This is a genomic window from Citrobacter sp. Cpo061, from assembly GCF_030332845.1.
GTDB lineage: Bacteria > Pseudomonadota > Gammaproteobacteria > Enterobacterales > Enterobacteriaceae > Citrobacter > Citrobacter portucalensis.
This window is the reverse complement of sequence record NZ_JAOWHB010000050.1, coordinates 549,615-571,557: the sequence shown is the minus strand read 5'-3', so window position 1 is coordinate 571,557 and position 21,943 is coordinate 549,615. Positions and strand designations below refer to the sequence as shown.

20 protein-coding genes, 5 tRNA genes and 1 pseudogene are annotated in these 21,943 nt (G+C 51.2%); 8 read left to right on the top strand and 18 right to left on the bottom strand.

Features of this window, described 5'->3' with window-relative positions; genetic code table 11:
• Positions 1–95 precede the first annotated feature (95 nt).
• Positions 96–1,037, top strand: coding sequence for a CDF family zinc transporter ZitB (zitB, locus tag OGX97_RS17605; protein ID WP_032942740.1), 942 nt, complete (start codon positions 96–98; stop codon positions 1,035–1,037).
• Here the strand turns inward: zitB and pnuC are convergent.
• The 18 genes from pnuC to cydA all read right to left on the bottom strand — a co-directional run bounded on the left by pnuC (position 1,034) and on the right by cydA (position 12,908).
• Entirely contained in the window at positions 1,034–1,753 is a 720-nt protein-coding gene (gene pnuC, locus OGX97_RS17600) for a nicotinamide riboside transporter PnuC (protein ID WP_003831446.1), read from the bottom strand. The genes zitB and pnuC overlap by 4 nt on opposite strands.
• A gap of 26 nt (positions 1,754–1,779) precedes the next feature.
• A complete protein-coding gene (gene nadA, locus OGX97_RS17595; protein WP_279850455.1) occupies positions 1,780–2,823 on the bottom strand; it encodes a quinolinate synthase NadA in 1,044 nt (347 codons plus the stop codon).
• 281 nt (positions 2,824–3,104) lie between these two features.
• A tRNA-Lys gene (locus OGX97_RS17590) sits at positions 3,105–3,180 on the bottom strand.
• Positions 3,181–3,212: 32 nt separating this feature from the next.
• Positions 3,213–3,288 (bottom strand) — tRNA-Lys (locus OGX97_RS17585).
• Between the two features lie 45 nt (positions 3,289–3,333).
• Positions 3,334–3,409: transfer RNA gene (locus OGX97_RS17580), tRNA-Lys, on the bottom strand.
• Between the two features lie 3 nt (positions 3,410–3,412).
• Positions 3,413–3,488: transfer RNA gene (locus OGX97_RS17575), tRNA-Val, on the bottom strand.
• A 137-nt stretch (positions 3,489–3,625) separates the two neighbouring features.
• Positions 3,626–3,701, bottom strand: a tRNA-Lys gene (locus OGX97_RS17570).
• Between the two features lie 165 nt (positions 3,702–3,866).
• Positions 3,867–4,658 carry a cell division protein CpoB gene (gene cpoB, locus OGX97_RS17565; RefSeq protein ID WP_003831441.1) on the bottom strand — a complete coding sequence of 264 codons (792 nt, stop codon included), beginning with the start codon at positions 4,656–4,658 and terminating at the stop codon, positions 3,867–3,869.
• Between the two features lie 9 nt (positions 4,659–4,667).
• Entirely contained in the window at positions 4,668–5,186 is a 519-nt protein-coding gene (pal, locus tag OGX97_RS17560) for a peptidoglycan-associated lipoprotein Pal (RefSeq protein ID WP_003022983.1), read from the bottom strand.
• 34 nt (positions 5,187–5,220) lie between these two features.
• Entirely contained in the window at positions 5,221–6,513 is a 1,293-nt protein-coding gene (gene tolB / locus OGX97_RS17555) for a Tol-Pal system beta propeller repeat protein TolB (RefSeq protein ID WP_003022981.1), read from the bottom strand.
• Between the two features lie 128 nt (positions 6,514–6,641).
• Entirely contained in the window at positions 6,642–7,898 is a 1,257-nt protein-coding gene (gene tolA, locus OGX97_RS17550) for a cell envelope integrity protein TolA (RefSeq protein WP_008784157.1), read from the bottom strand.
• 64 nt (positions 7,899–7,962) lie between these two features.
• The gene (tolR, locus tag OGX97_RS17545) at positions 7,963–8,391 is read right to left on the bottom strand and encodes a colicin uptake protein TolR (RefSeq protein ID WP_003022978.1); all 429 of its coding nucleotides are present in this window, start codon (positions 8,389–8,391) and stop codon (positions 7,963–7,965) included.
• A 3-nt stretch (positions 8,392–8,394) separates the two neighbouring features.
• Positions 8,395–9,087, bottom strand: a complete 693-nt coding sequence (gene tolQ, locus OGX97_RS17540) for a Tol-Pal system protein TolQ (RefSeq protein WP_003022976.1) — start codon at positions 9,085–9,087, stop codon at positions 8,395–8,397.
• Positions 9,084–9,488: a tol-pal system-associated acyl-CoA thioesterase gene (ybgC, locus tag OGX97_RS17535; protein ID WP_003831439.1), complete on the bottom strand. Its 405-nt coding sequence runs from the start codon at positions 9,486–9,488 to the stop codon at positions 9,084–9,086. The genes tolQ and ybgC overlap by 4 nt, the downstream gene beginning before the upstream one ends.
• A 275-nt stretch (positions 9,489–9,763) precedes the next feature.
• The gene (gene ybgE / locus OGX97_RS17530; RefSeq protein ID WP_003831434.1) at positions 9,764–10,057 is read right to left on the bottom strand and encodes a cyd operon protein YbgE; all 294 of its coding nucleotides are present in this window, start codon (positions 10,055–10,057) and stop codon (positions 9,764–9,766) included.
• A complete protein-coding gene (gene cydX / locus OGX97_RS17525; protein WP_003022970.1) occupies positions 10,057–10,170 on the bottom strand; it encodes a cytochrome bd-I oxidase subunit CydX in 114 nt (37 codons plus the stop codon). The genes ybgE and cydX overlap by 1 nt, the downstream gene beginning before the upstream one ends.
• A 14-nt stretch (positions 10,171–10,184) precedes the next feature.
• Positions 10,185–11,324 (bottom strand): cytochrome d ubiquinol oxidase subunit II, encoded by a 1,140-nt coding sequence (cydB, locus tag OGX97_RS17520; protein ID WP_003831431.1) that lies wholly within the window; start codon positions 11,322–11,324, stop codon positions 10,185–10,187.
• Between the two features lie 15 nt (positions 11,325–11,339).
• On the bottom strand, positions 11,340–12,908 hold the full coding sequence (gene cydA / locus OGX97_RS17515) for a cytochrome ubiquinol oxidase subunit I (protein ID WP_008784156.1): 1,569 nt from the start codon (positions 12,906–12,908) through the stop codon (positions 11,340–11,342).
• 1,217 nt (positions 12,909–14,125) lie between these two features.
• Between cydA and glmS the strand changes: the two genes are divergently transcribed.
• The 7 genes and pseudogenes from glmS to OGX97_RS17480 form a co-directional block, all read left to right on the top strand.
• Positions 14,126–14,575 carry a methylaspartate mutase subunit S gene (glmS, locus tag OGX97_RS17510; RefSeq protein ID WP_003022963.1) on the top strand — a complete coding sequence of 150 codons (450 nt, stop codon included), beginning with the start codon at positions 14,126–14,128 and terminating at the stop codon, positions 14,573–14,575.
• Complete coding sequence (gene glmL / locus OGX97_RS17505; protein WP_032942739.1) at positions 14,575–15,963, top strand: methylaspartate mutase accessory protein GlmL; 1,389 nt, start codon at positions 14,575–14,577, stop codon at positions 15,961–15,963. The genes glmS and glmL overlap by 1 nt, the downstream gene beginning before the upstream one ends.
• An 18-nt stretch (positions 15,964–15,981) precedes the next feature.
• Positions 15,982–17,427, top strand: a complete 1,446-nt coding sequence (locus OGX97_RS17500) for a methylaspartate mutase subunit E (RefSeq protein ID WP_003831428.1) — start codon at positions 15,982–15,984, stop codon at positions 17,425–17,427.
• A complete protein-coding gene (locus OGX97_RS17495) occupies positions 17,427–18,668 on the top strand; it encodes a methylaspartate ammonia-lyase (protein ID WP_286592651.1) in 1,242 nt (413 codons plus the stop codon). Before OGX97_RS17500 ends, OGX97_RS17495 begins: the two co-directional genes overlap by 1 nt.
• A gap of 3 nt (positions 18,669–18,671) precedes the next feature.
• A complete protein-coding gene (locus tag OGX97_RS17490; protein WP_279850454.1) occupies positions 18,672–20,042 on the top strand; it encodes an acyclic terpene utilization AtuA family protein in 1,371 nt (456 codons plus the stop codon).
• Positions 20,039–20,356: a DUF4387 domain-containing protein gene (locus OGX97_RS17485; RefSeq protein ID WP_219987768.1), complete on the top strand. Its 318-nt coding sequence runs from the start codon at positions 20,039–20,041 to the stop codon at positions 20,354–20,356. The genes OGX97_RS17490 and OGX97_RS17485 overlap by 4 nt, the downstream gene beginning before the upstream one ends.
• 169 nt (positions 20,357–20,525) lie before the next feature.
• A pseudogene (locus OGX97_RS17480) lies at positions 20,526–21,807 on the top strand (dicarboxylate/amino acid:cation symporter); the annotation flags it as partial.
• Between the last annotated feature and the right edge of the window lie 136 nt (positions 21,808–21,943).

The window sequence follows — 21,943 nt, the reverse complement described above, 5'->3', positions numbered from 1 at the left end:
TAATGGGAGAGCAATAGCTCTCCTTTTTAATTTTATCATCCCAAAAACGGTATGATGGCATACAGTAAAGATGAGAATAACAAAGGGATGGCATAATGGCGCACTCGCATACTCATACTTCTTCTGAGCAACCCAAGGACAATAATGCCCGCCGCTTGATGTTTGCATTCTGCATTACAGCCGGATTTATGTTGGTTGAAGTGGTGGGTGGCATACTTTCAGGTTCACTGGCCTTGTTGGCCGATGCCGGGCATATGCTCACTGATGCCGCAGCGCTCCTTTTTGCGCTGCTGGCCGTCCGGTTTTCCCATCGCCCGCCCACAATACGACACACCTTCGGCTGGCTGAGGCTCACGACACTGGCCGCGTTTGTTAACGCCATCGCATTGGTCGTGATCACCATTTTAATCGTCTGGGAAGCCATTGAGCGCTTCCATACGCCCCGCCCCGTGGCTGGCGGCATGATGATGGTTATAGCTGTCGCGGGTTTACTGGCTAACGTGCTGGCTTTTTGGGTTCTACACCGCGGCAGTGAGGAGAAAAACCTGAACGTCCGCGCCGCGGCACTACATGTGATGGGCGATTTACTCGGCTCGGTCGGGGCGATCATCGCTGCGCTGATTATTATCTGGACGGGCTGGACGCCTGCGGACCCGATTCTCTCGATTCTGGTTTCCGTGCTGGTACTGCGTAGCGCCTGGCGACTGTTAAAGGATAGCGTTAATGAATTACTGGAAGGCGCCCCGCTGACGCTGGATATCGCCGCACTACAGCGCCATCTCAGCCGGGATATCCCCGAAGTCCGCAATGTGCACCATGTCCATGTCTGGATGGTGGGTGAAAAACCGGTAATGACGCTGCATGTGCAGGTGGTCCCGCCGCACGATCACGACGCGCTGTTGGAGCGTATTCAGCATTTCCTTATCCATCACTACCAGATTGAACACGCCACGATCCAGATGGAGTATCAGCCGTGTAATGGGCCGGACTGCCACCTGTATCAGGGGGTATCCGGCCATTCACACCATCACCATTAATGGGACAGCGCGTGGGAACCCCGCTCGCGCGCGCTGTTAATCCACATTCTGCTACCGTTCAGGGCGATAACCGTCAGGATCACATATTCCAGCGACATGGCATATACGCCTTGCAGGGCGAAAATCACTACGCTTATTACGTTAATGATCACCCACAGCAGCCAGTTTTCAACGTACTTACGCGTCATCAGGATCATCGCCGCAATCGACAACACCATCATGCAGGAGTCCCAGAACGGGAATGCATCGGGTTGCAACTCAGGCACAACAACCTGCAATCCTAATGCCTGCATAATGTTCACCGCAATGCGGGTCAGGAACGCAAAGACCGGATCGATATAGACCGACATCAGGCCGATCGCCACCACGCAAGCCGCCAGCCAGCCGATCGCTTTTGGTAACGGCAGCCAGCGAATTTTCAGTTCCGCTTCATGCTGGTTGGTTTGCCTGGACCACGCATACCAGCCGTAGATGTTGGCGGCAAAGAAGAAAACTTGCAGCAACAGGCTTGCATAGAGCTGGATCTGAAAGAAGATAATCGCAAACAGCGTGACGTTTATCAGGCCGAAGAAGTAATTGCTGATTTTCTCAAGGCTCGCCAGGCCAATACACAGCAACCCGGCGATCGTCCCCACAGCTTCGATCCACGACAGATCGTAACCGCCAGCGCCAATCGGAATATGTACCAGAATGTTCTGCGTGCTAAAAAAGTCCATCTTTTCCCCCAGAGCAAAAAAATTAATTAAGCTCGAAGTGTAGCCGCAAATTCCAACATGCGGTTTAACGGCAACAACGCCCCTTCTCGCAGCGCAGCATCAACATGTATCTCATGAGCCGCTCCGCCTTGTTCCAGGCCCTCAGCAATCGCCTTGAGGCCGTTCATCGCCATCCACGGACAATGCGCACAGCTGCGGCAGGTTGCCCCCTCACCAGCCGTCGGCGCTTCAAGCAATTCTTTATCCGGAACGGCCTGCTGCATTTTGTAAAATATGCCCCGGTCAGTCGCCACAATCAGCTGTTGATGCGGTAACGATTTAGCGGCGTTGATTAACTGGCTGGTTGAGCCAACCGCATCGGCCATATCAACGATAGACTGAGGGGACTCCGGGTGCACCAACACCGCTGCATCAGGGTAAAGCCCCTTCATGCGTGTTAAAGCCTGAGTTTTAAATTCGTCGTGGACGATACAGGCCCCCTGCCAACAAATAACATCTGCACCGGTCTGTTTTTGGACGTAGTTGCCCAGATGTCTGTCCGGAGCCCAGATGATTTTTTCACCTAAACTATCAAGATGCTCAATAAGTTCTACCGCGATACTGGATGTGACGACCCAGTCCGCACGTGCTTTAACGGCGGCTGAGGTATTGGCGTAAACCACCACGGTACGATCGGGGTGCGCATCGCAAAACGCGCTGAACGCATCAATCGGACAGCCCAGATCTAATGAGCATTCCGCCTGTAGGGTCGGCATCAGGATGGTCTTTTCCGGGCTGAGGATTTTGGCGGTTTCCCCCATAAACCTCACGCCTGCAACCAACAGCGTAGAGGCAGAATGTTTTGAGCCGAAACGCGCCATCTCCAGAGAATCAGAAATACAACCACCGGTCTCTTCGGCCAACTGCTGAATTTCGGGATCGGTGTAATAGTGCGCGACCATAACGGCATCACGCTCTTTCAGCAGGCGCTTGATTTTTTCACGATAAAATTGCTTTTCATCCACACTCAGCGGGGCTGGCTTCGGCGGAAACGGATAAATTGCTGCTTCTGGATCAAACATCACGCTCATCTTGCTTTCTCGTTTTACTGGCTTAACGAAATAACCGATTAAAAGCGTGACGCACGCCATATTCGGTTGGTTTTGTTTTATATGCTAAACAAGATAGCGGATTGGCGTAAGAAAGTCACAATAATTGCGTGTGAGGAATGCCGGAAGGCGACTGACGTCTTATCCGGCCTACGTGAATAGTGTCGTCTGTAGGACTGATAAGCGAAGCGCATCAGGCAAGCAGCTTCGAATCTTATAAATCGCAGATAGCAAAAAGGCGCCTTTAGGGCGCCTTTTTACACTGGTGGGGCGTGCAGGATTCGAACCTGCGACCAATTGATTAAAAGTCAACTGCTCTACCAACTGAGCTAACGCCCCCTTATGGGGTTTACTTCTTTATACTTTCAGGATGGTGGGTCGTGCAGGATTCGAACCTGCGACCAATTGATTAAAAGTCAACTGCTCTACCAACTGAGCTAACGACCCGCTCGGGTATAACCTGAAAAATTTTACTCGGTGCCACCAATAAATTGGTGGGGCGTGCAGGATTCGAACCTGCGACCAATTGATTAAAAGTCAACTGCTCTACCAACTGAGCTAACGCCCCGAGTGGTGGGTGATGACGGGATCGAACCGCCGACCCCCTCCTTGTAAGGGAGGTGCTCTCCCAGCTGAGCTAATCACCCGATACTGCGCTGGATACTACTTACTAACTAAGTTAGTGGTGGGTCGTGCAGGATGACTCGACTTCGTCTCGCCCTACGGGCCGTTGCTTACGCAACGTTATCCTTCACGTTTTACTATCGCGTTCCACCAGAACGATTGGTGGGTCGTGCAGGATTCGAACCTGCGACCAATTGATTAAAAGTCAACTGCTCTACCAACTGAGCTAACGACCCACTTTTTTTGCCGCTTTCGGGCTGTTTGATATCCCTTGGCAACGGCGGCATATATTACTGATTTCAGATTTTAGCGCAACAAAAATTTCGATGTAAATAACTCAACTGCTTAGGAATCACACGACGCGACCAGAATTAACACGATTTCTGGTCGCATGGTGTTCATTACATCGCGCCAAGGCGTTTTTGCGCTTGTTTCGCGCCATCAGTGCCAGGGTATTTAGTGATAACCTGCTGATAAACGGCTTTCGCTTTCTCTTTATCACCTTTGTCCTGCATGATGACGCCGACTTTATACATCGCGTCTGCAGCCTTTGGTGATTTCGGGAAGTTTTTGACTACTGAAGCAAAATAGAACGCTGCATCATCTTTTTTCCCCTTGTTGTAATTCAACTGACCCAGCCAGTAATTCGCATTTGGCAGGTAAGTTGAGTCTGGGTACTTTTTAATGAAGTTCTGAAATGCTTCAATCGCGTCATCCTGGCGGGATTTATCCTGCACCAGAGCAATGGCCGCATTGTAATCGGTATTCGCATCGCCAGTTTGTACCGGAGCACCTGACGCTGCCGCTGCACCCGCATCAGGTGCAGGGGTTGCTGCTGCCCCGCTCTGATCGCCGCCCGCAGATTGCGCCGCAGGTGCACTACCGCTGCCAAGATTATTCATCTGCAGCAATATCTGCTTCTGGCGTTCAACAACCTGATTCAGTTGATACTGATTTTCCTGAATTTGACCGCGCAGGGAATCAATATCGGACTGATTATCGGAGAGTTGTTGCTGGAGTTGGGTTAAAAGCTGACTGTGAGCGTTAGAAATACGCTCGAGTTGAGTGACACGGTCTTCGACCGAGCCTGAGCCGACACTACTGATTGGCGCCTGTGCAAAAGCGGCCCAGGGGGCCGCTATGCCAACCAGTAACGACAGACTCAACAGATGATGTCTGAAGTTACTGCTCATGCAATTCTCTTAGTAAACCAGTACGGCGCGACGGTTTTTGGCGTAAGCCGCTTCGTCATGACCCAGTACTGCAGGTTTTTCTTTACCGTAAGAAACGATGGAGATCTGGTCAGCAGAAACGCCTTTACCCTGCAGGTACATCTTAACGGCGTTCGCACGACGCTCACCCAGGGAGATGTTGTACTCAGGAGTACCACGTTCGTCCGCATGACCTTCTACGGTGACTTTGTAAGACGGGTTGCTACGCAGGAAGTTAGCGTGAGCATCCAGCATTGCAGCGAAGTCAGAACGGATATCGTACTTGTCCAGATCGAAGTAAACGATGTTGTTCTGCTGCAGCTGTTGCATCTGAAGACGCGCTTGCTCTTCAGAAGACATGTTGCCGCTGCCGTTTGCATCCATACCAGTGCCGGCACCCAGCATGCCTTCGCTGCCGTCATTGCTGGCGTTCTTGTTAGAAGAACACGCTGCAATAGCCATAACAGGCAGAGCAATCATCAGCCCTTTCAGCACTTTGTTCAGTTGCATTTCAATGATTCCTTTATTAATCAATTATTTATTATCACAGATACGGCGACCAGGCAGGGAATTTAACCTGTCCATCAGTTGCCGGAAGACGCGCTTTGAAACGCCCATCTGTAGAAACCAAATTCAGCACGGATCCCATCCCCTGAGAAGAGCTGTAGATTACCATAGTGCCGTTAGGTGCCAGACTTGGCGTTTCGTCCAGGAACGTTGACGACAGAACTTGTACGCCACCCGCTACCAGATCTTGTTTGGCAATGTGCTGCTGACCGTTGGCCGAGCTTACCATTACCATAAATTTACCGTCGCTGCTCACATCCGCATCCTGGTTTTGCGAACCTTCCCAGGTAATGCGCTGCGGAGCACCGCCGTTGACGTTAACTTTATATACCTGCGGACGACCGGCCTGGTCAGACGTAAAGGCCAGGTTTTGGCTGTCCGGGAACCAGGTAGGTTCCGTGTTGTTGCTACGACCATCCGTCACCTGACGGATCTGACCGGAACCAATGTCCATGACATACAGGTTCAGGCTACCGGTTTTAGACAGGGCAAACGCCAGTTTGCTGCCATCCGGAGAAAACGCAGGCGCACCGTTGTGACGTGGGAACGAGGCTACCTGACGAACCGCGCCGTTAGACAGTGTCTGAATAACCAGTGCAGAACGACCGCTTTCGAAGGTAACGTACGCCAGTTTTGAACCGTCCGGGGACCACGCCGGAGACATCAGCGGCTGCGGAGAACGGTGTACCACGAACTGGTTGTAACCATCGTAGTCGGACACACGTAATTCGTACGGGAACTGACCACCGTTGGTCTGAACAACATAAGCGATACGGGTACGGAATGCACCTTTAATGCCGGTCAGTTTTTCAAACACTTCGTCACTTGCAGTATGGCCCGCGTAACGCAGCCACTGCTTGTTCACTTTATAGGTGTTCTGTGCCAGTACGGTACCCGGTGCGCCACCGGTGTCAACCAGCTGATAGGCAACGCTGTAAGAACCATCCGGGTTCGGCGTAACCTGGCCGACGACTACGGCATCAATGCCCAGCGCAGACCACGCAGCAGGTTGAACTTCCTGCGCGGTACCGGGCTGCTGAGGCAGACGAGAACGGTCTAACGGGTTAAATTTACCGCTGTTACGCAGGTCAGCACCTACGATACCACCGATATCTTCAGGTGCAGCACCCGGTCCTGCCCACTGGAAGGGGACAACACCAATCGGGCGCGCCGAGTCCACCCCCTGGGTGATCTCGATACGTACTTCTGCGTGCAGCACCGCTGCCCACAGCATCAGAAAACCAAATGCTACTCGTAATGCCTGCTTCATCATATCTCCCTTATCTGGACGGAAAGCCCACGATAATTTAGCAGAATGTTAACAAACTCAAATACACAAAACTACCAGAACTCTGTCTCAACCTTAGACCGTTTCCCCTGATTTCTCAGGGGTCGTTATTACAGTTTGAAGTCCAGTTTGGCATCTTTTACTTTTTCATAAACTGCCTGGCTAGGCGGTTTAGGAATTCTGGCGGTTTTCGCAGCCGTCAGCGCAGCCTGACACAATGCCGGATCCCCGCCCTCTTCGGTCACATCCAGTAACAGACCATCGGGTGCTAACTTGATATGTAATACGCAAGATTTACCTGCATACAAATCTGCACCATACAGACGGCTCTGGATCGCATTGCGAATTTGAGATGCGTAAGCACTGATATCAGCGCCAGATGCACCGCCATTGGCACCACTTGTACCACTATCTTTCGCCGGTTGGCCGTTTCCTTTCGCTCCACCGCCCGATTTCGGTGCATTCTTACCGGAGCTCAGGTCACCCAACAAGTCGTCAACGCCAGAGGCTGCAGCGGCTTTTTCGGCCGCAGCCTTTTTAGCAGCAGCTGCTTTATCTGCCGCAGCTTTCTTATCGGCAGCGGCTTTCTCAGCTGCAGCTTTTTTGTCTGCTGCTGCTTTTTCTGCAGCGGCTTTCTTATCAGCCGCCGCTTTTTCAGCAGCGGCAGCTTTCGCGGCAGCGGCTTTTTCTGCTTTCTCAGCAGCAGCTTTCTCGGCTGCTGCTTGCTTAGCGGCCTCAGCCTGTGCTTTCTTCGCAGCGTCCGCAGCTGCCTTAGCAGCTTGTGCTTCTGCAGCTTTCTTCGCATCAGCGGCGGCTTTAGCGGCTTCAGCCTCAGCTTTTTTCTGTGCGTCCGCAGCGGCTTTCTTCGCGGCATCTGCCGCTTGCTTAGCCTGGGCATCAGCTTTAGCCTTCGCGTCTGCAGCAGCCTTCGCCGCAGCCTCTTCAGCCTGTTTCTGTTGCTCTTGCGCTTTCGCTGCGGCGGCTTCAGCTTGCTTCTGCTGTTCCGCCTGTTCGCGCACTTTTTCCTGCGCGGCTAAACGTTCTTTTTCCAGCTGCTTCAGTCGCTCTTGCTCAGCTGCCTGCTTCTCGCGAAGTTCTTCAGCTTGCTGCTGCGCCTGCTTTTCACGCTGCTCTTCAGCGCGTTTCGCACTTGCCTGCTGTTGCTGCTGCCTGTCGTACTGTTGCACAACGGCGCCAGGATCGACCATAACGGCGTCGATGGACGAACCGCCACCGCCGCCGGCTGAAGCATCAATGTGCTCATCGAACGAACTCCAGATCAGCGCTGCAAATAAAATGACATGCAGCACCGCTGAAATAATTATCGCCCTTTTGAGCTTGTCGTTTTGTTCGGTTGCCTTTGACACTCTCGGTTCCCAAAAAACTGTTCGCCTGTTACGTGCTATCTTTCAAGCCAGCAAAACGCAGTCATCAGATTGGCTGCGTCATCAAGCCAACCGATTTTACGCCTGCACTGTGTAACAAGTTCAGCGCTTTAATTATTTCATCATAAGGCACGTCTTTCGCACCACCGATTAAAAAGACCGTTTTCGGATTGGTCTGCAGGCGGCTTTTCGCCTCCGCGATAACCTGCTCCGGCGGCAGTTGATCCATACGATCTTTCTCAACTACCACGCTGTATTGCCCAATACCGGAAACTTCAATAATGACCGGGGGTTCGTCGTTACTGCTGACGGCTTGCGACTCGGTCGCATCCGGCAGGTCGACTTCCACACTCTGCGTAATGATCGGCGCGGTTGCCATAAAGATCAGCAACAGCACCAGCAGTACGTCGAGCAGCGGTACAATATTGATTTCGGACTTGAGTTCGCGACGACCTCGTCCACGCGTTCTGGCCATGGCTTACCCCTTGTTGCTCTCGCTAACGGTAAACGCCTGGCGGTGCAGAATCGCGGTGAACTCTTCCATAAAGTTGTCGTAATTCAGTTCCAGTTTGTTCACGCGCTGGTTCAGACGGTTATAGGCCATAACCGCTGGAATTGCCGCAAACAGACCGATAGCCGTTGCAATCAACGCTTCTGCGATACCCGGTGCGACCATTTGCAGCGTCGCCTGTTTTACCGCGCCCAGCGCGATAAATGCGTGCATGATCCCCCAAACGGTACCGAACAGACCGATATACGGGCTAATGGAGCCAACGGTGCCGAGGAATGGAATATGCGTTTCCAGCGTTTCCAGTTCACGGTTCATCGAGATACGCATCGCACGGGAAGCCCCCTCTACGACCGCTTCCGGCGCGTGGCTATTTGCCCGATGCAAACGCGCAAATTCTTTGAATCCGCTATAGAAAATTTGTTCCGAGCCCGCCAAATTATCACGACGCCCCTGGCTTTCCTGGTACAGGCGCGACAATTCAATGCCGGACCAGAACTTGTCTTCAAATGCTTCGGCTTCACGTGAAGCAGCATTAAGAATACGGGTCCGTTGGATGATGATGGCCCAGGATGCGATTGAGAAACCAATCAAAATCAACATGATAAGTTTAACCAGAAGGCTTGCCTTCAGGAACAAATCAAGGATATTCATGTCAGTCACTGCTTAAACTCCGCGACAATAGACTTGGGAAGCGCACGAGGCTTCATTTTGAGTGGATCAACGCAAACAATCAGAACTTCGGCTTCATTCAGCACGGTGTTCTCTGCGTTGACAATGCGTTGCGTGAAAACCAATGAGGTGCCACGCATTGACGTAATTTCGGTTTGAACTTCGAGCATATCGTCGAGCCGGGCAGGCGCAAAATACTCGAGGGTCATCTTGCGCACCACAAAGGCGACACGTTCGGCCAACAGGACCTGCTGACTGAAGTGATGATGACGAAGCATTTCTGTGCGTGCTCTTTCATAAAAAGCGACGTAACTGGCGTGGTAAACCACCCCACCGGCATCGGTATCTTCATAATAGACACGAACCGGCCATCGAAACATATACTTATTCATTCCTACTGCCTCTTTGTTGGCTTCGCCCACTCACACCAGTTACTTACCTTTGTAAGCGTCTGGTGATTCGCGCTCTTGCCGCCGCGATGCATCAAGAATGTCGTTGTATATCGCGCTGTCTTCACTGTACATCCCGGTAATGCAACAAAAGGTTAGTGCTTTCAAACTTCGCTACTATACGCGCGGGAATGGTGCTTTGGAATGGGGGAAAGTAAACGGAGAGTAAAAAATTATGGGCTTATGCAAGCCCATAAATATTTAAGGATGTTTCTTATTCAAAAGAAGAAGAAAATCAGACCAACAACGAGGACAATATCCGCGATCAGCGGGCAGAAGATGCCCTGCCAATGTACGGCGCGAGGACGGAAGCCAACGCCGTGAATAATGCCTGCGCAGACCGCCCACATCAGCAGGAAACCATGCCAGATTTCAAGCTCACTGGTTTTGGCCGCGAAACGAGACGGATCCCAGAATATGCAGCCAGCCAACACGATTGCCAGCACAAATGAAAGCGCCCGCAAGGGGCGCTTGTCCATCGCGTTGTATACCATCGCGATAATGTTGGTCATTAGCTATCTTCTTGCCCGGCTTTGCCTGATTCAACGTGCTCAAGCGCCAGCGCTGTGATTATCCCAAATGCACAGGCAAGAAGCGTTCCCAAAATCCATGCGAAATACCACATTTTAAGCTCCTTACTTAGTACAGAGAGTGGGTGTTGCTTTCAATATCTTCTTTAGTGATGCGACCGAACATCTTCCAGTAACACCAGCTGGTGTACAGCAGAATAATCGGTACAAACACCGCCGCGACCCAGGTCATCAGATTCAATGTACGCTGGCTGGAGGTGGCATCCCACATGGTCAAACTTGCGTTCATCATGGTGCTGGATGGCATCACAAACGGGAACATTGCGATACCGGCAGTCAGGATGATGCAGGCTAACGTCAGTGAGGAGAAGACGAACGCCCATGCCCCTTTCTCCATACGAGAAGTCAGGATGGTTAACAGCGGCAGAACCACGCCCAGTGCAGGAACCAGCCACAGGATAGGTGCATTGTTAAAGTTCACCATCCATGCGCCAGCCACACGAGCCACTTCTTTGGTCAGCGGGTTAGAGGCAGCATGATGATCCAGTGCTGAGGTCACAACATAACCGTCAATACCGTAAATCACCCACACACCGGCCAGCGCGAAGCAGACCAGAGTCACCAGCGCCGCAACCTGTGAAGTTGCACGAGCACGCAGATGCAGTTCACCTACCGTACGCATCTGCAGATAGGTCGCACCCTGGGTGATGATCATCCCAACGCTCACGACACCTGCCAGCAGACCAAACGGATTCAGCAACTGGAAGAAGTTACCGGTGTAGTACAAACGCATGTAGTCATCTACGTGGAACGGAACCCCTTGCAGCAGGTTACCGAACGCCACGCCAATCACCAGCGGTGGCACGAAGCTACCAATGAAGATGCCCCAGTCCCACATGTTGCGCCAGCGCATATCTTCAATCTTAGAGCGGTAGTCAAAACCGACCGGACGGAAGAACAAGGACGCCAGAACCAGAATCATCGCCACATAGAAACCGGAGAACGCAGCGGCATACACCATCGGCCAGGCAGCGAACAGTGCGCCACCCGCGGTGATGAGCCAAACCTGGTTACCGTCCCAGTGCGGGGCGATGGAGTTAATCATAATTCGACGCTCGGTATCATTACGACCGAGGAAACGGGTGAGCATGCCCACCCCCATGTCGAAGCCATCAGTGACTGCAAAACCAATCAGCAGAATGCCAACCAGCAGCCACCAGATAAAACGCAATACTTCATAATCGATCATTTGACGACTCCTGTCTTAGCGTGCCGGCTGAGAAGTCACAGTGGACTGCTCGTAGTGATAACGACCGGTTTTCAGGCTACTCGGCCCAAGGCGTGCGAACTTGAACATCAGATACAGTTCAGCCACCAGGAACAGGGTATACAGGCCGCAAATCAACAGCATCGAGAAGATGAGGTCGCCAGCAGTCAGCGAAGAGTTCGCTACGGCTGTTGGTAACACTTCACCAATCGCCCACGGTTGACGACCGTACTCTGCAACAAACCAACCGGATTCAATAGCAATCCACGGCAGAGGAATCGCATACAGCGCGGTGCGCAGCAGCCATTTTTTCTCACCGATACGGTTACGAAGCACAGTCCAGAAGGACACCGCGATAATTGCCAGCATCAGAATGCCGCATGCCACCATGATACGGAAAGCGAAGTACAGCGGCGCAACGCGAGGAATAGAATCTTTCGTTGCCTGCTGAATTTGCGCTTCGGTCGCGTCGGTAACTTTGTCCGTATAGCGTTTCAACAGCAGACCATAACCCAGGTCTTTCTTCATGCTGTTGAACTGGTCACGAACGGCCTGGTCGGTAGTACCAGCACGCAGTTCTTCCAGCAACTGATACGCTTTCATCCCGTTACGGATACGCTCTTCGTGTTGCACCATCAGATCTTTCAGACCAATGACCGGTGTATCAACAGAGCGGGTGGCAATGATGCCCAGCGCATAAGGAATTTGAATCGCAAAATGGTTTTCCTGCGCATCCTGGTCCGGAATACCGAACAGCGTGAAGGAAGCCGGTGCAGGCTGAGTTTCCCATTCTGCTTCAATCGCAGCGAGTTTGGTTTTCTGCACGTCGCCCATTTCGTAACCAGATTCATCACCCAGAACGATAACAGACAGAATAGCAGCCATACCAAAGCTGGCAGCGATAGCAAAAGAACGTTTAGCAAACGCGAAGTCACGACCGCGCAGCATATAGTAGGAGCTGATACCCAGAACGAACATCGCGCCACATACATAACCAGATGCCACAGTGTGAACAAATTTCACCTGTGCTACCGGGTTGAGCACCAGTTCAGAGAAGCTCAGCATCTCCATACGCATGGTTTCGAAGTTGAAATCCGCTGCGATTGGGTTCTGCATCCAGCCGTTCGCAACCAGAATCCACAACGCGGACAGGTTAGAACCCAGAGCCACCAGCCAGGTGACACACATATGCTGGACTTTACCCAAACGGTCCCAGCCGAAGAAGAACAGACCTACAAAGGTGGATTCGAGGAAGAAGGCCATCAAACCTTCGATCGCCAGCGGCGCACCGAAAATATCCCCTACATAGTGGGAGTAGTAAGACCAGTTAGTCCCGAACTGGAACTCCATGGTCAGACCGGTAGCCACACCCAGAGCGAAGTTGATACCAAACAACTTGCCCCAGAACTTGGTCATATCTTTATAAATCTGTTTGCCGGAAAGGACGTAGACCGTTTCCATGATGGCCAACAAGAACGCCATACCGAGCGTCAGTGGCACAAACAGGAAGTGGTACATCGCGGTCAAGGCAAACTGTAAGCGCGACAGTTCGACTATATCTAACATCATGACTCCTTGCTCATCGCATGAAGACTCCGAGAGTGAACCCCGTTAGAAAGGGTCACACGCATGCCCCAATACAAATTTATCTGCTTCCTTCCGCCGCTACCCTTTCCTCTCATTTGAAGAAAGGACAATGATGAAAGGTTACAAACATGTTAATAAAACACTCAAATTGATCCCGCAATTATATTACGCCGTAAAATCCTTACAATAAACAGGTTTTTATCGAGACAAATTTGCATTTTTCGATAGTGATCAATTTATAGCTAATTTACCACTTTCAGACCAATTTGATCTGAAGCAATTTACCCTCTTTTGATGCTGTTTTCCAAGTTTTAAACATTGATTTAAATCAATTTTCAAATTTAATGTTAATAGTGTTTAGCACTCACGCTACTAGTAAACGCGATGTTAACAACATGTTTTTCAATGAGTAATTGCCGTTACTACAAATGATAGGATATTTATTTAAATGTACACGATCTTTTAACCAGCCCGGATGACTTAATTGATAGAAGATAAAGAATCACTAATGCTGGGTAGCTCACAGTTTTTTGTTTAGCAAGTCATGGATTTGTTATTTCATACAAATTATTCATTTAAATTTTACTTATAATTAACACCGAGATGTAACTATCTCAACTGGAAGCGAAAACGTTCCACAATGACCGATGCATTGCGTTTGTCGTTCTGCGAGAGAACGCTGACGTTTCGCTTAAGTCATCACTGAAAGTTATCATTAACACCCCCTCTTCTCTTATGTGGCAAAGATTAAATATGCCACAAACATTTCCTTATCATTTTTATCCTAAATTTAACAAAAATGAATTGTGACATATAAGATTAAAAAATAAAAAACCGTTATGTCGTTCACAAGTTAATTAGTAATTGGGATTTTTGAAATTATTTAAAACACGTCATAAACGGCGCGCATAACAAAATAAGATTTCGATCACAAACATGGCAAGTCATTTATTACCCAATTCTCTAATAAATTAAAACCAGCTAAGAAAAGATAATCTATCACATTGATTATGAAAGGATTTTATAGATAACAAATATAACAATCATTTTTCTCAGGATATTTTGAAAATAGATCAATTGCTTCCTTTTTCGCTTCCACAGAAACTCCAACCCTATTAAGAGGTTGTCACAATCCATGTTCTAAATATTAGAAAATAATTTCACTTATTGACCATCAGCCCTACAGAGGATTACCCATGAAGAAATCTACACTTGTTATTGGCGTCATCGGTGCTGACTGCCATGCAGTAGGTAATAAAGTTCTGGATCGCGTTTTTACTGCTCATGATTTTCACGTAATCAACCTCGGGGTGATGGTGAGCCAGGATGAATATATTGATGCTGCGATTGAAACAGGCGCCGATGCCATCGTGGTGTCCTCTATCTACGGTCATGGCGACATTGACTGCCTCGGATTACGTGAGCGCTGCATCGAACGCGGCCTTGGCGACATTCTGCTGTACGTCGGCGGCAACCTGGTCGTCGGTAAACATGACTTCGCCGACGTGGAAGTGAAGTTTAAAGAGATGGGCTTTAACCGGGTTTTCGCCCCCAGCCACGATCTGGAAGATGTTTGCGCGCTTATCACTAATGATATTCACCAACACAATGGCCTCGAACAGCGTTGCCTGGAAGAGGCCATCTGATGCAAACAGTTTCTGTCGATATCGGCTCGACATGGACCAAGGCAGCCCTCTTCGCACATGAAGGCGAGGAATTAACCCTGGTAAACCATGTCCTGACCCCAACCACCACACATCATCTGGCAGACGGTTTTTTTGCCAGCCTGAATCAGGTGCTGAATGTTGCCGATGCTCGCCCGTTACTGAAAAGTGGTGAAGTGCAGTTGAAATACTCCTCCTCAGCGAAAGGTGGGCTCGCCGTTGCAGCAATGGGGCTGGTGCCTTCCATTACGCTGGAGTCGGCAAAAGTTACCGCCCATTCGGCTGGAGCGAAAATCGCGCAATATTATTCGTACAAGCTGAACCGTCATGACATCCAGGAGCTGGAATCATCACCGCCAGACATTCTGTTGTTTACCGGCGGGACAGACGGTGGCGAAGAAAGTTACGGCCTGGCGAATGCGCACGCGCTGGCAGGCTCAAAGCTTGATTGCGCCATTATCTACGCCGGAAACCGGGACATTCAGGACGAAATACAAACGATTCTGGGACATAAGGATCTGACCACGGTAGACAACATTCTGCCGGACCTCGATCACCCGAATCCGTTTGCCGCGCGTCAGGCGATTTGCGATGTGTTCTTGTCACGCATCGTCAAAGGCAAAGGTCTGGACGTTATCGTCGGCGAAACAGGCGAAGAGCCTATGCCGACGCCATGGACGGTATATGAGTTAGTCAAAGCCATTAGCGATTACGACAGCGCATGGAAGGAATTCATGCTGATTGATATGGGCGGAGCCACCACGGATGTCTATTCGGCCAGCGCGAATACCCTCTCCCCCGATACCGTCCTGCATGGTGTTCCTGAACCGTTCGTCAAACGTACCGTTGAAGGCGACCTTGGAATGCGCGTTTCCGCCGTTGTAGTGGGAGAAAGCACGCAGGATATGGTGAAAGTCATCTTCGCCCAGCAGCCACAGCGCGAGGAAGCGTTTTACCGCTATCTACGCCACCTGGTTGGGCAACCGGATTACCTGCCACTCAGCGAGGAAGAGAAATATTTCGACACCCTGCTGGCAGGTTTATGCGTGGGCTATGCCGCTGAGCGCCACGCGGGCACTAAAAAGCAGGTTTGCACCTGCGTGGGTAATGTGGATTTACAGATGGGTCGCGATCTCACCACCGTACGCAAAATCGTCGGTTCAGGGGGATGGCTCTCTCGCGCCAGCCAGTTCGATATCCATAACTGGCTCAAATACAGGGAGCTGGACGACCAGGGTAAAAGAATTCTGTTACCGAATCAGTTTGAGTATTACCGCGATTCAAATGGCCTGCTCCCTCTACTGGCAAACGTCGCCAGACTATACCCGCAAGCCGCTGCTCGCACCAGCATTCAGTGTTTAACCCTATAAAACTTAAGGCAGCTACGAATGGAACTTCGAAATAAAAAATTGACCCACGACGAATTCATGACCGAAAGGCATCAGGTGTTACAAACCTGGGAAACCGGCAAAGACGTTGAGAACTTCGAAGATGGCGTGAAGTACCAGCAATCAATTCCAGAGAAAAAGCGTTTCTCCCTCGCCCTGCTGAAGGCCGATCAGGAAGGTAAAACTCTGAGCCAGCCGCGCGCAGGTGTGGCATTAATGGATGAGCATATTGCGCTGCTCAAAACATTGCAGGAAGAGTGCGACCTCCTGCCAAGTACTATCGATGCCTATACCCGTCTGAACCGCTATGAAGAAGCCGCTGTCGGGATCCAAAAATCCATCGAAGCAGGTACTTCCAAGCTGAATGGTTTACCGGTCGTCAATCACGGGGTTGCTGCCTGCCGTCGTATGACTGAATCGCTGGATAAACCGATCCAGGTTCGCCACGGTACACCGGATGCGCGTCTGCTGGCAGAAATCGCCATGGCCAGTGGCTTTACCAGCTACGAAGGCGGCGGTATCTCCTACAACATCCCTTACGCCAAACGCGTCACTCTGGAAAAATCTATCCGTGACTGGCAGTACTGCGACCGTCTGATGGGTCTGTACGAAGAGAACGGCATTCGCATCAACCGTGAGCCGTTTGGTCCGCTGACCGGCACGCTGATCCCGCCGTTCATGTCCCACTCAGTCGCGATTATCGAAGGTCTGCTGGCGCTGGAGCAGGGCGTGAAGTCTATTACCGTCGGTTACGGCCAGGTCGGTAGCCTGACACAGGATATCGCTGCTATTCAGGCACTGCGTGAACTGTCCCACGAATACTTCCATAACCATGGCTTCGACGATTACGAGCTGAGCACCGTTTTCCACCAGTGGATGGGCGGATTCCCGGAAGATGAAGCAAAAGCCTTCTCCGTTATCGCCTGGGGCGCAGCGGTTGCCGGTATGTCTGGTGCCACAAAAGTTATTACCAAAAGTCCGCACGAAGCATTCGGTATCCCAACCGCGGCAGCTAACGCCCAGGGTCTGAAAGCGTCACGCCAGATGCTCAACATGGTCAGCGATCAGAAATTCCCGCAGTGCGCTGCCGTGGAGCAGGAAGTTGACCTAATTAAGAGCGAAGTCCGCGCGGTATTGAAGAAAGTCTTCGAACTGGGCAATGGCGACATTGCGCGCGGTACGGTGCTGGCCTTTGAAGCTGGCGTGCTGGATGTGCCTTTCGCTCCTGCCGCCTGTAACGCCGGTAAGATCCTGCCTGTTCGCGATAACACAGGCGCAATCCGTATTCTTGAAGCCGGTGCAGTGCCGCTGCCGAAAGATATTCTCGCCCTGCACCACGACTACGTTGCAGAGCGCGCACATTTCGAAGGTCGCAAGCCTTCTTTCCAGATGGTCATTGATGACATCAACGCCGTATCCCACAGTAAATTAATAGGAAGACCATAATGAAAATTAAACAGGCCCTTTTCACAGCTGGCTACTCCTCATTTTATTTTGACGATCAGCAGGCCATCAAAAACGGCGCCGGTCATGACGGGTTTATCTATACCGGCGATCCGGTAACGCCAGGATTTACGTCTGTTCGTCAGGCGGGTGAATGTGTTTCCGTACAGCTGATTCTGGAAAACGGCGCGGTAGCTGTGGGCGATTGCGCAGCGGTGCAATATTCAGGTGCAGGCGGTCGTGACCCACTGTTCCTGGCTGAAAACTTCATTCCGTTCCTCAACGACCACATCAAGCCGTTACTGGAAGGTCGTGACGTTGATTCGTTCCTGACCAACGCCCGTTTCTTTGACGAACTGCGTATTGACAGCCATCTGCTGCATACCGCCGTACGTTATGGTCTGTCTCAGGCGCTGCTCGACGCGGCGGCACTGGCTACCGGTCGTCTGAAAGCCGAAGTGGTTTGTGATGAATGGCAGCTGCCATGCGTCCCGGAAGCCATTCCGTTATTTGGTCAGAGCGGCGACGACCGTTATATCGCCGTCGACAAGATGATCCTCAAAGGTGTGGATGTCCTGCCGCATGCGCTGATCAATAACGTTGAAGAGAAGCTGGGCTTTAAAGGTGAAAAACTGCGTGAGTACGTCCGCTGGTTGTCTAACCGCATCCTGAGCCTGCGCACCAACGATAGCTATCACCCAACGCTGCACATTGATGTCTACGGCACCATCGGTCTGATCTTCGATATGGATCCAGTGCGTTGCGCCGAATACATCGCCAGCCTGGAAGCCGAAGCGCAAGGCCTGCCGCTGTACATTGAAGGCCCGGTTGATGCCGGTAACAAGCCGGATCAGATCCGCATGTTAACCGAGATCACTCAGGAGCTGACTCGTCTGGGTTCTGGCGTGAAAATCGTTGCGGATGAATGGTGTAACACCTATCAGGATATCGTGGACTTCACCGACGCGGGCAGCTGCCACATGGTGCAGATTAAAACCCCGGACCTGGGCGGCATTCACAACATCGTTGATGCAGTGCTGTATTGCAACAAACACGGAATGGAAGCCTATCAGGGCGGTACCTGTAACGAAACGGAAATCAGTGCTCGTACCTGCGTACACGTCGCGCTGGCCGCGCGTCCAATGCGCATGCTGATCAAACCGGGTATGGGTTTCGATGAAGGTCTCAACATCGTGTTTAACGAAATGAACCGCACCATCGCGCTGTTGCAAACTAAGGATTAAGAGATGGCACGCACATTTAAGATCTTATCGCCTACGGCTATCCTGGGTTATGGCTTCCCGGAAGAAAGTTTTCGTAAAGCCATGGAAGAGTCACCGGATCTTATTGCTGTTGACGCAGGTTCCTCCGATCCTGGCCCTCACTACCTGGGGGCAGGTAAACCCTTTACTGACAGGGCCGGTGTGAAACGCGATCTGCGCTATATGATTGTGGCAGGCGTTAAGAACAACATCCCTGTCGTGATCGGCACAGCCGGTGGTTCTGGCGCAGCTCCGCATCTGGAGTGGTGTCGTCAGATAATCCATGAGATCGCGCAGGAAGAAAAACTGTCTTTCTCAATGGCGCTGATTCCGTCTGATGTCGACAAAGAAATCGTTCATCAGGCGCTGGATAACGGCAAAATCACCGCGCTCGATTTTGTGCCTGAACTGACTCACGAGGCCGTTGAAGAGAGCACCTACATTGTCGCGCAGATGGGCGTCGAGCCTTTCCAGCGTGCGTTGAAAGCCGGTGCGCAGGTGGTCCTGGGCGGACGTGCCTACGATCCGGCCTGCTTCGCCGCGCTGCCGATTATGCAGGGCTTTGATGAAGGTCTGGCGCTTCATTGCGGTAAGATCCTTGAGTGTGCAGCCATTGCCGCCACCCCTGGTTCCGGCTCAGATTGTGCGATGGGAATCATTGACGATAACGGCTTTACGCTGAAGGCGTTCAATCCCAAGCGTAAGTTCACCGAGACTTCCGCAGCAGCGCACACTCTGTACGAGAAGTCAGATCCGTACTTCCTGCCAGGGCCAGGCGGTGTGCTGAACCTGAAGGCATGCACTTTCACCCAGGTTAACGAGGGTGAAGTGTATGTCAGCGGTTCACGGCATGAAGAAACACCGTATGCGTTGAAACTGGAAGGTGCACGCCAGGTTGGCTTCCGTTGCCTGACCATCGCCGGAACACGTGACCCTATTATGATTGCCGGGATTGACACGATTCTTGAAGAGGTACAGGCAAGCGTTGCACGTAACCTCTCACTGAATGACGACAGTATCCGCATGACGTTCCACCTTTACGGTAAGAACGGTGTGATGGGCAACCATGAGCCGATGAAAACTGCGGGCCATGAACTGGGAATTCTACTGGATGTCGTTGCGCCAACGCAGGATATCGCCAACAGCGTTTGCTCGCTGGTGCGCTCTACCCTGCTGCACTACGGCTATGAAAATCGCATTGCGACTGCGGGCAACCTCGCCTTCCCGTTCTCGCCATCTGATATTCAGAGTGGACCGGTGTATGAGTTCTCGATCTATCACCTGATTGAAGCGAGCGATGCGCTGCGTTTTGATTTCCACATTGAACAGGTGACGCCAGAAGGAGTTCAGGCATGAAACACTCAATTTGTTCACTGGCGCAAGTAATTCGTTCCAAAAACGCCGGACCGTACGAACTGGTTTTAGATATTTTATTTAAAACAAGGGAAGACTATCAGCGGGTAAAAGCCTGCGAGCAATTAACGCCACATCTTATTGCCGGTTTATATAATGTTGAGCCTGAATTTATTCACAATATCGTCTGGTTCGATCCAGCGAATGCCGTAAAAATCGTCATGCCACGAGATATTATTTCCGGCAACGTCGGTGACAATGATGTTTATGGTGCGCAGCAACACGCTCCATTATTAAGTATTGAGTTCGACTTGTAACAAAAAAACACAATAACAACCATTGGAGCACAGAATTCAGCTGTATCACAGTGCTTCGAATTATTCATGCGGTTGGTCACAACAGGCGTGCGTCTGAGCTGCTGTCCAGGTTCAGGCACACGCCACCCTACACAATTCCAATTACCAGCCTTTATCCGATGGAGTACACATGAAGAAAATTAGTTTAACGAAGATGATCATATTAGGCCTGATACTCGGCATGATTGCCGGGGTGGCCATAAATAATATGGCCGCGGCTGAAACAGCAAAATCTTATGCAGCAGACATTTCCATTTTCACCACCATATTCTTACGTATGGTGAAAATGATTATCGCTCCATTGGTTATTTCAACTCTGGTTGTAGGTATTGCCAAAATGGGCGATGCCAAAACGCTGGGACGTATATTTTCGAAAACCTTCTTCCTGTTTATTTGCGCCTCTCTGGTGTCAATTGCACTGGGTCTGGTTATCGTTAATATCTTCCAGCCAGGCGCAGGTATCAACTTTGTGCCACATGACGTCGGAGCCGTTGCCGCCGTTAAGTCAGAGCCATTCACGCTGAAAGTATTCATCTCACACGCGGTACCGACCAGTATTGTCGATGCGATGGCGCGTAACGAAATTCTGCAGATCGTCGTGTTCTCAATCTTCCTCGGTTGCAGCCTCGCTGCGATTGGTGAAAAAGCCGATCCTATCGTGAAAGTGCTGGATTCACTGGTGCACGTCATGCTGAAGCTGACGGGTTACGTCATGTTGTTTGCACCACTGACCGTTTTTGCCGCTATTTCAGGCCTGATTGCCGAACGTGGTCTGGGTGTGATGGTTAGCGCCGGGATCTTCATGGGTGAGTTCTACCTGACGCTGGGTATGCTGTGGGCGATCCTGATTGGCCTGTCTACGATGATCGTCGGGCCTTGCATCGCGCGTTTAACGAAATCAATCCTCGAACCCGCTCTGCTGGCCTTTACCACTTCAAGCTCTGAAGCCGCCTTCCCGGGTACGCTGGACAAGCTGGAAAAATTCGGTGTTTCGTCAAAAATTGCCAGCTTCGTTCTGCCTATCGGTTATTCCTTTAACCTGGTCGGTTCCATGGCTTATTGCTCATTTGCCACCGTCTTTATTGCCCAGGCGTGCAACATCGAACTGAGCATGGGCGAGCAAATCACCATGCTGTTGATCCTGATGCTCACCTCGAAAGGAATGGCAGGCGTACCGCGCGCATCAATGGTGGTTATCGCTGCAACCCTGAACCAGTTCAACATTCCAGAAGCAGGTCTGATTCTGCTGATGGGTGTCGATCCGTTCCTCGATATGGGTCGTTCCGCCACGAACGTTATGAGTAACGCCATGGGAGCAGCCATTGTCAGCCGTTGGGAAGGTGAACACTTCGGCCAGGGTTGCCGTGGCTCTGCACCAGTGAAGTCCCCGGAGCAGGAACGTCCGGTTACCGAACCGTCAGAAGTTGCCATGTCCTGACACAACGCCATTGCCGGATGGCGCTCGCGCTTATCCGGCCTACATAACGTTTAACCATCCGTAGGCCGGATAAGGCGGTACGCCGCCATCCGGCACCAAGATGAGCACAC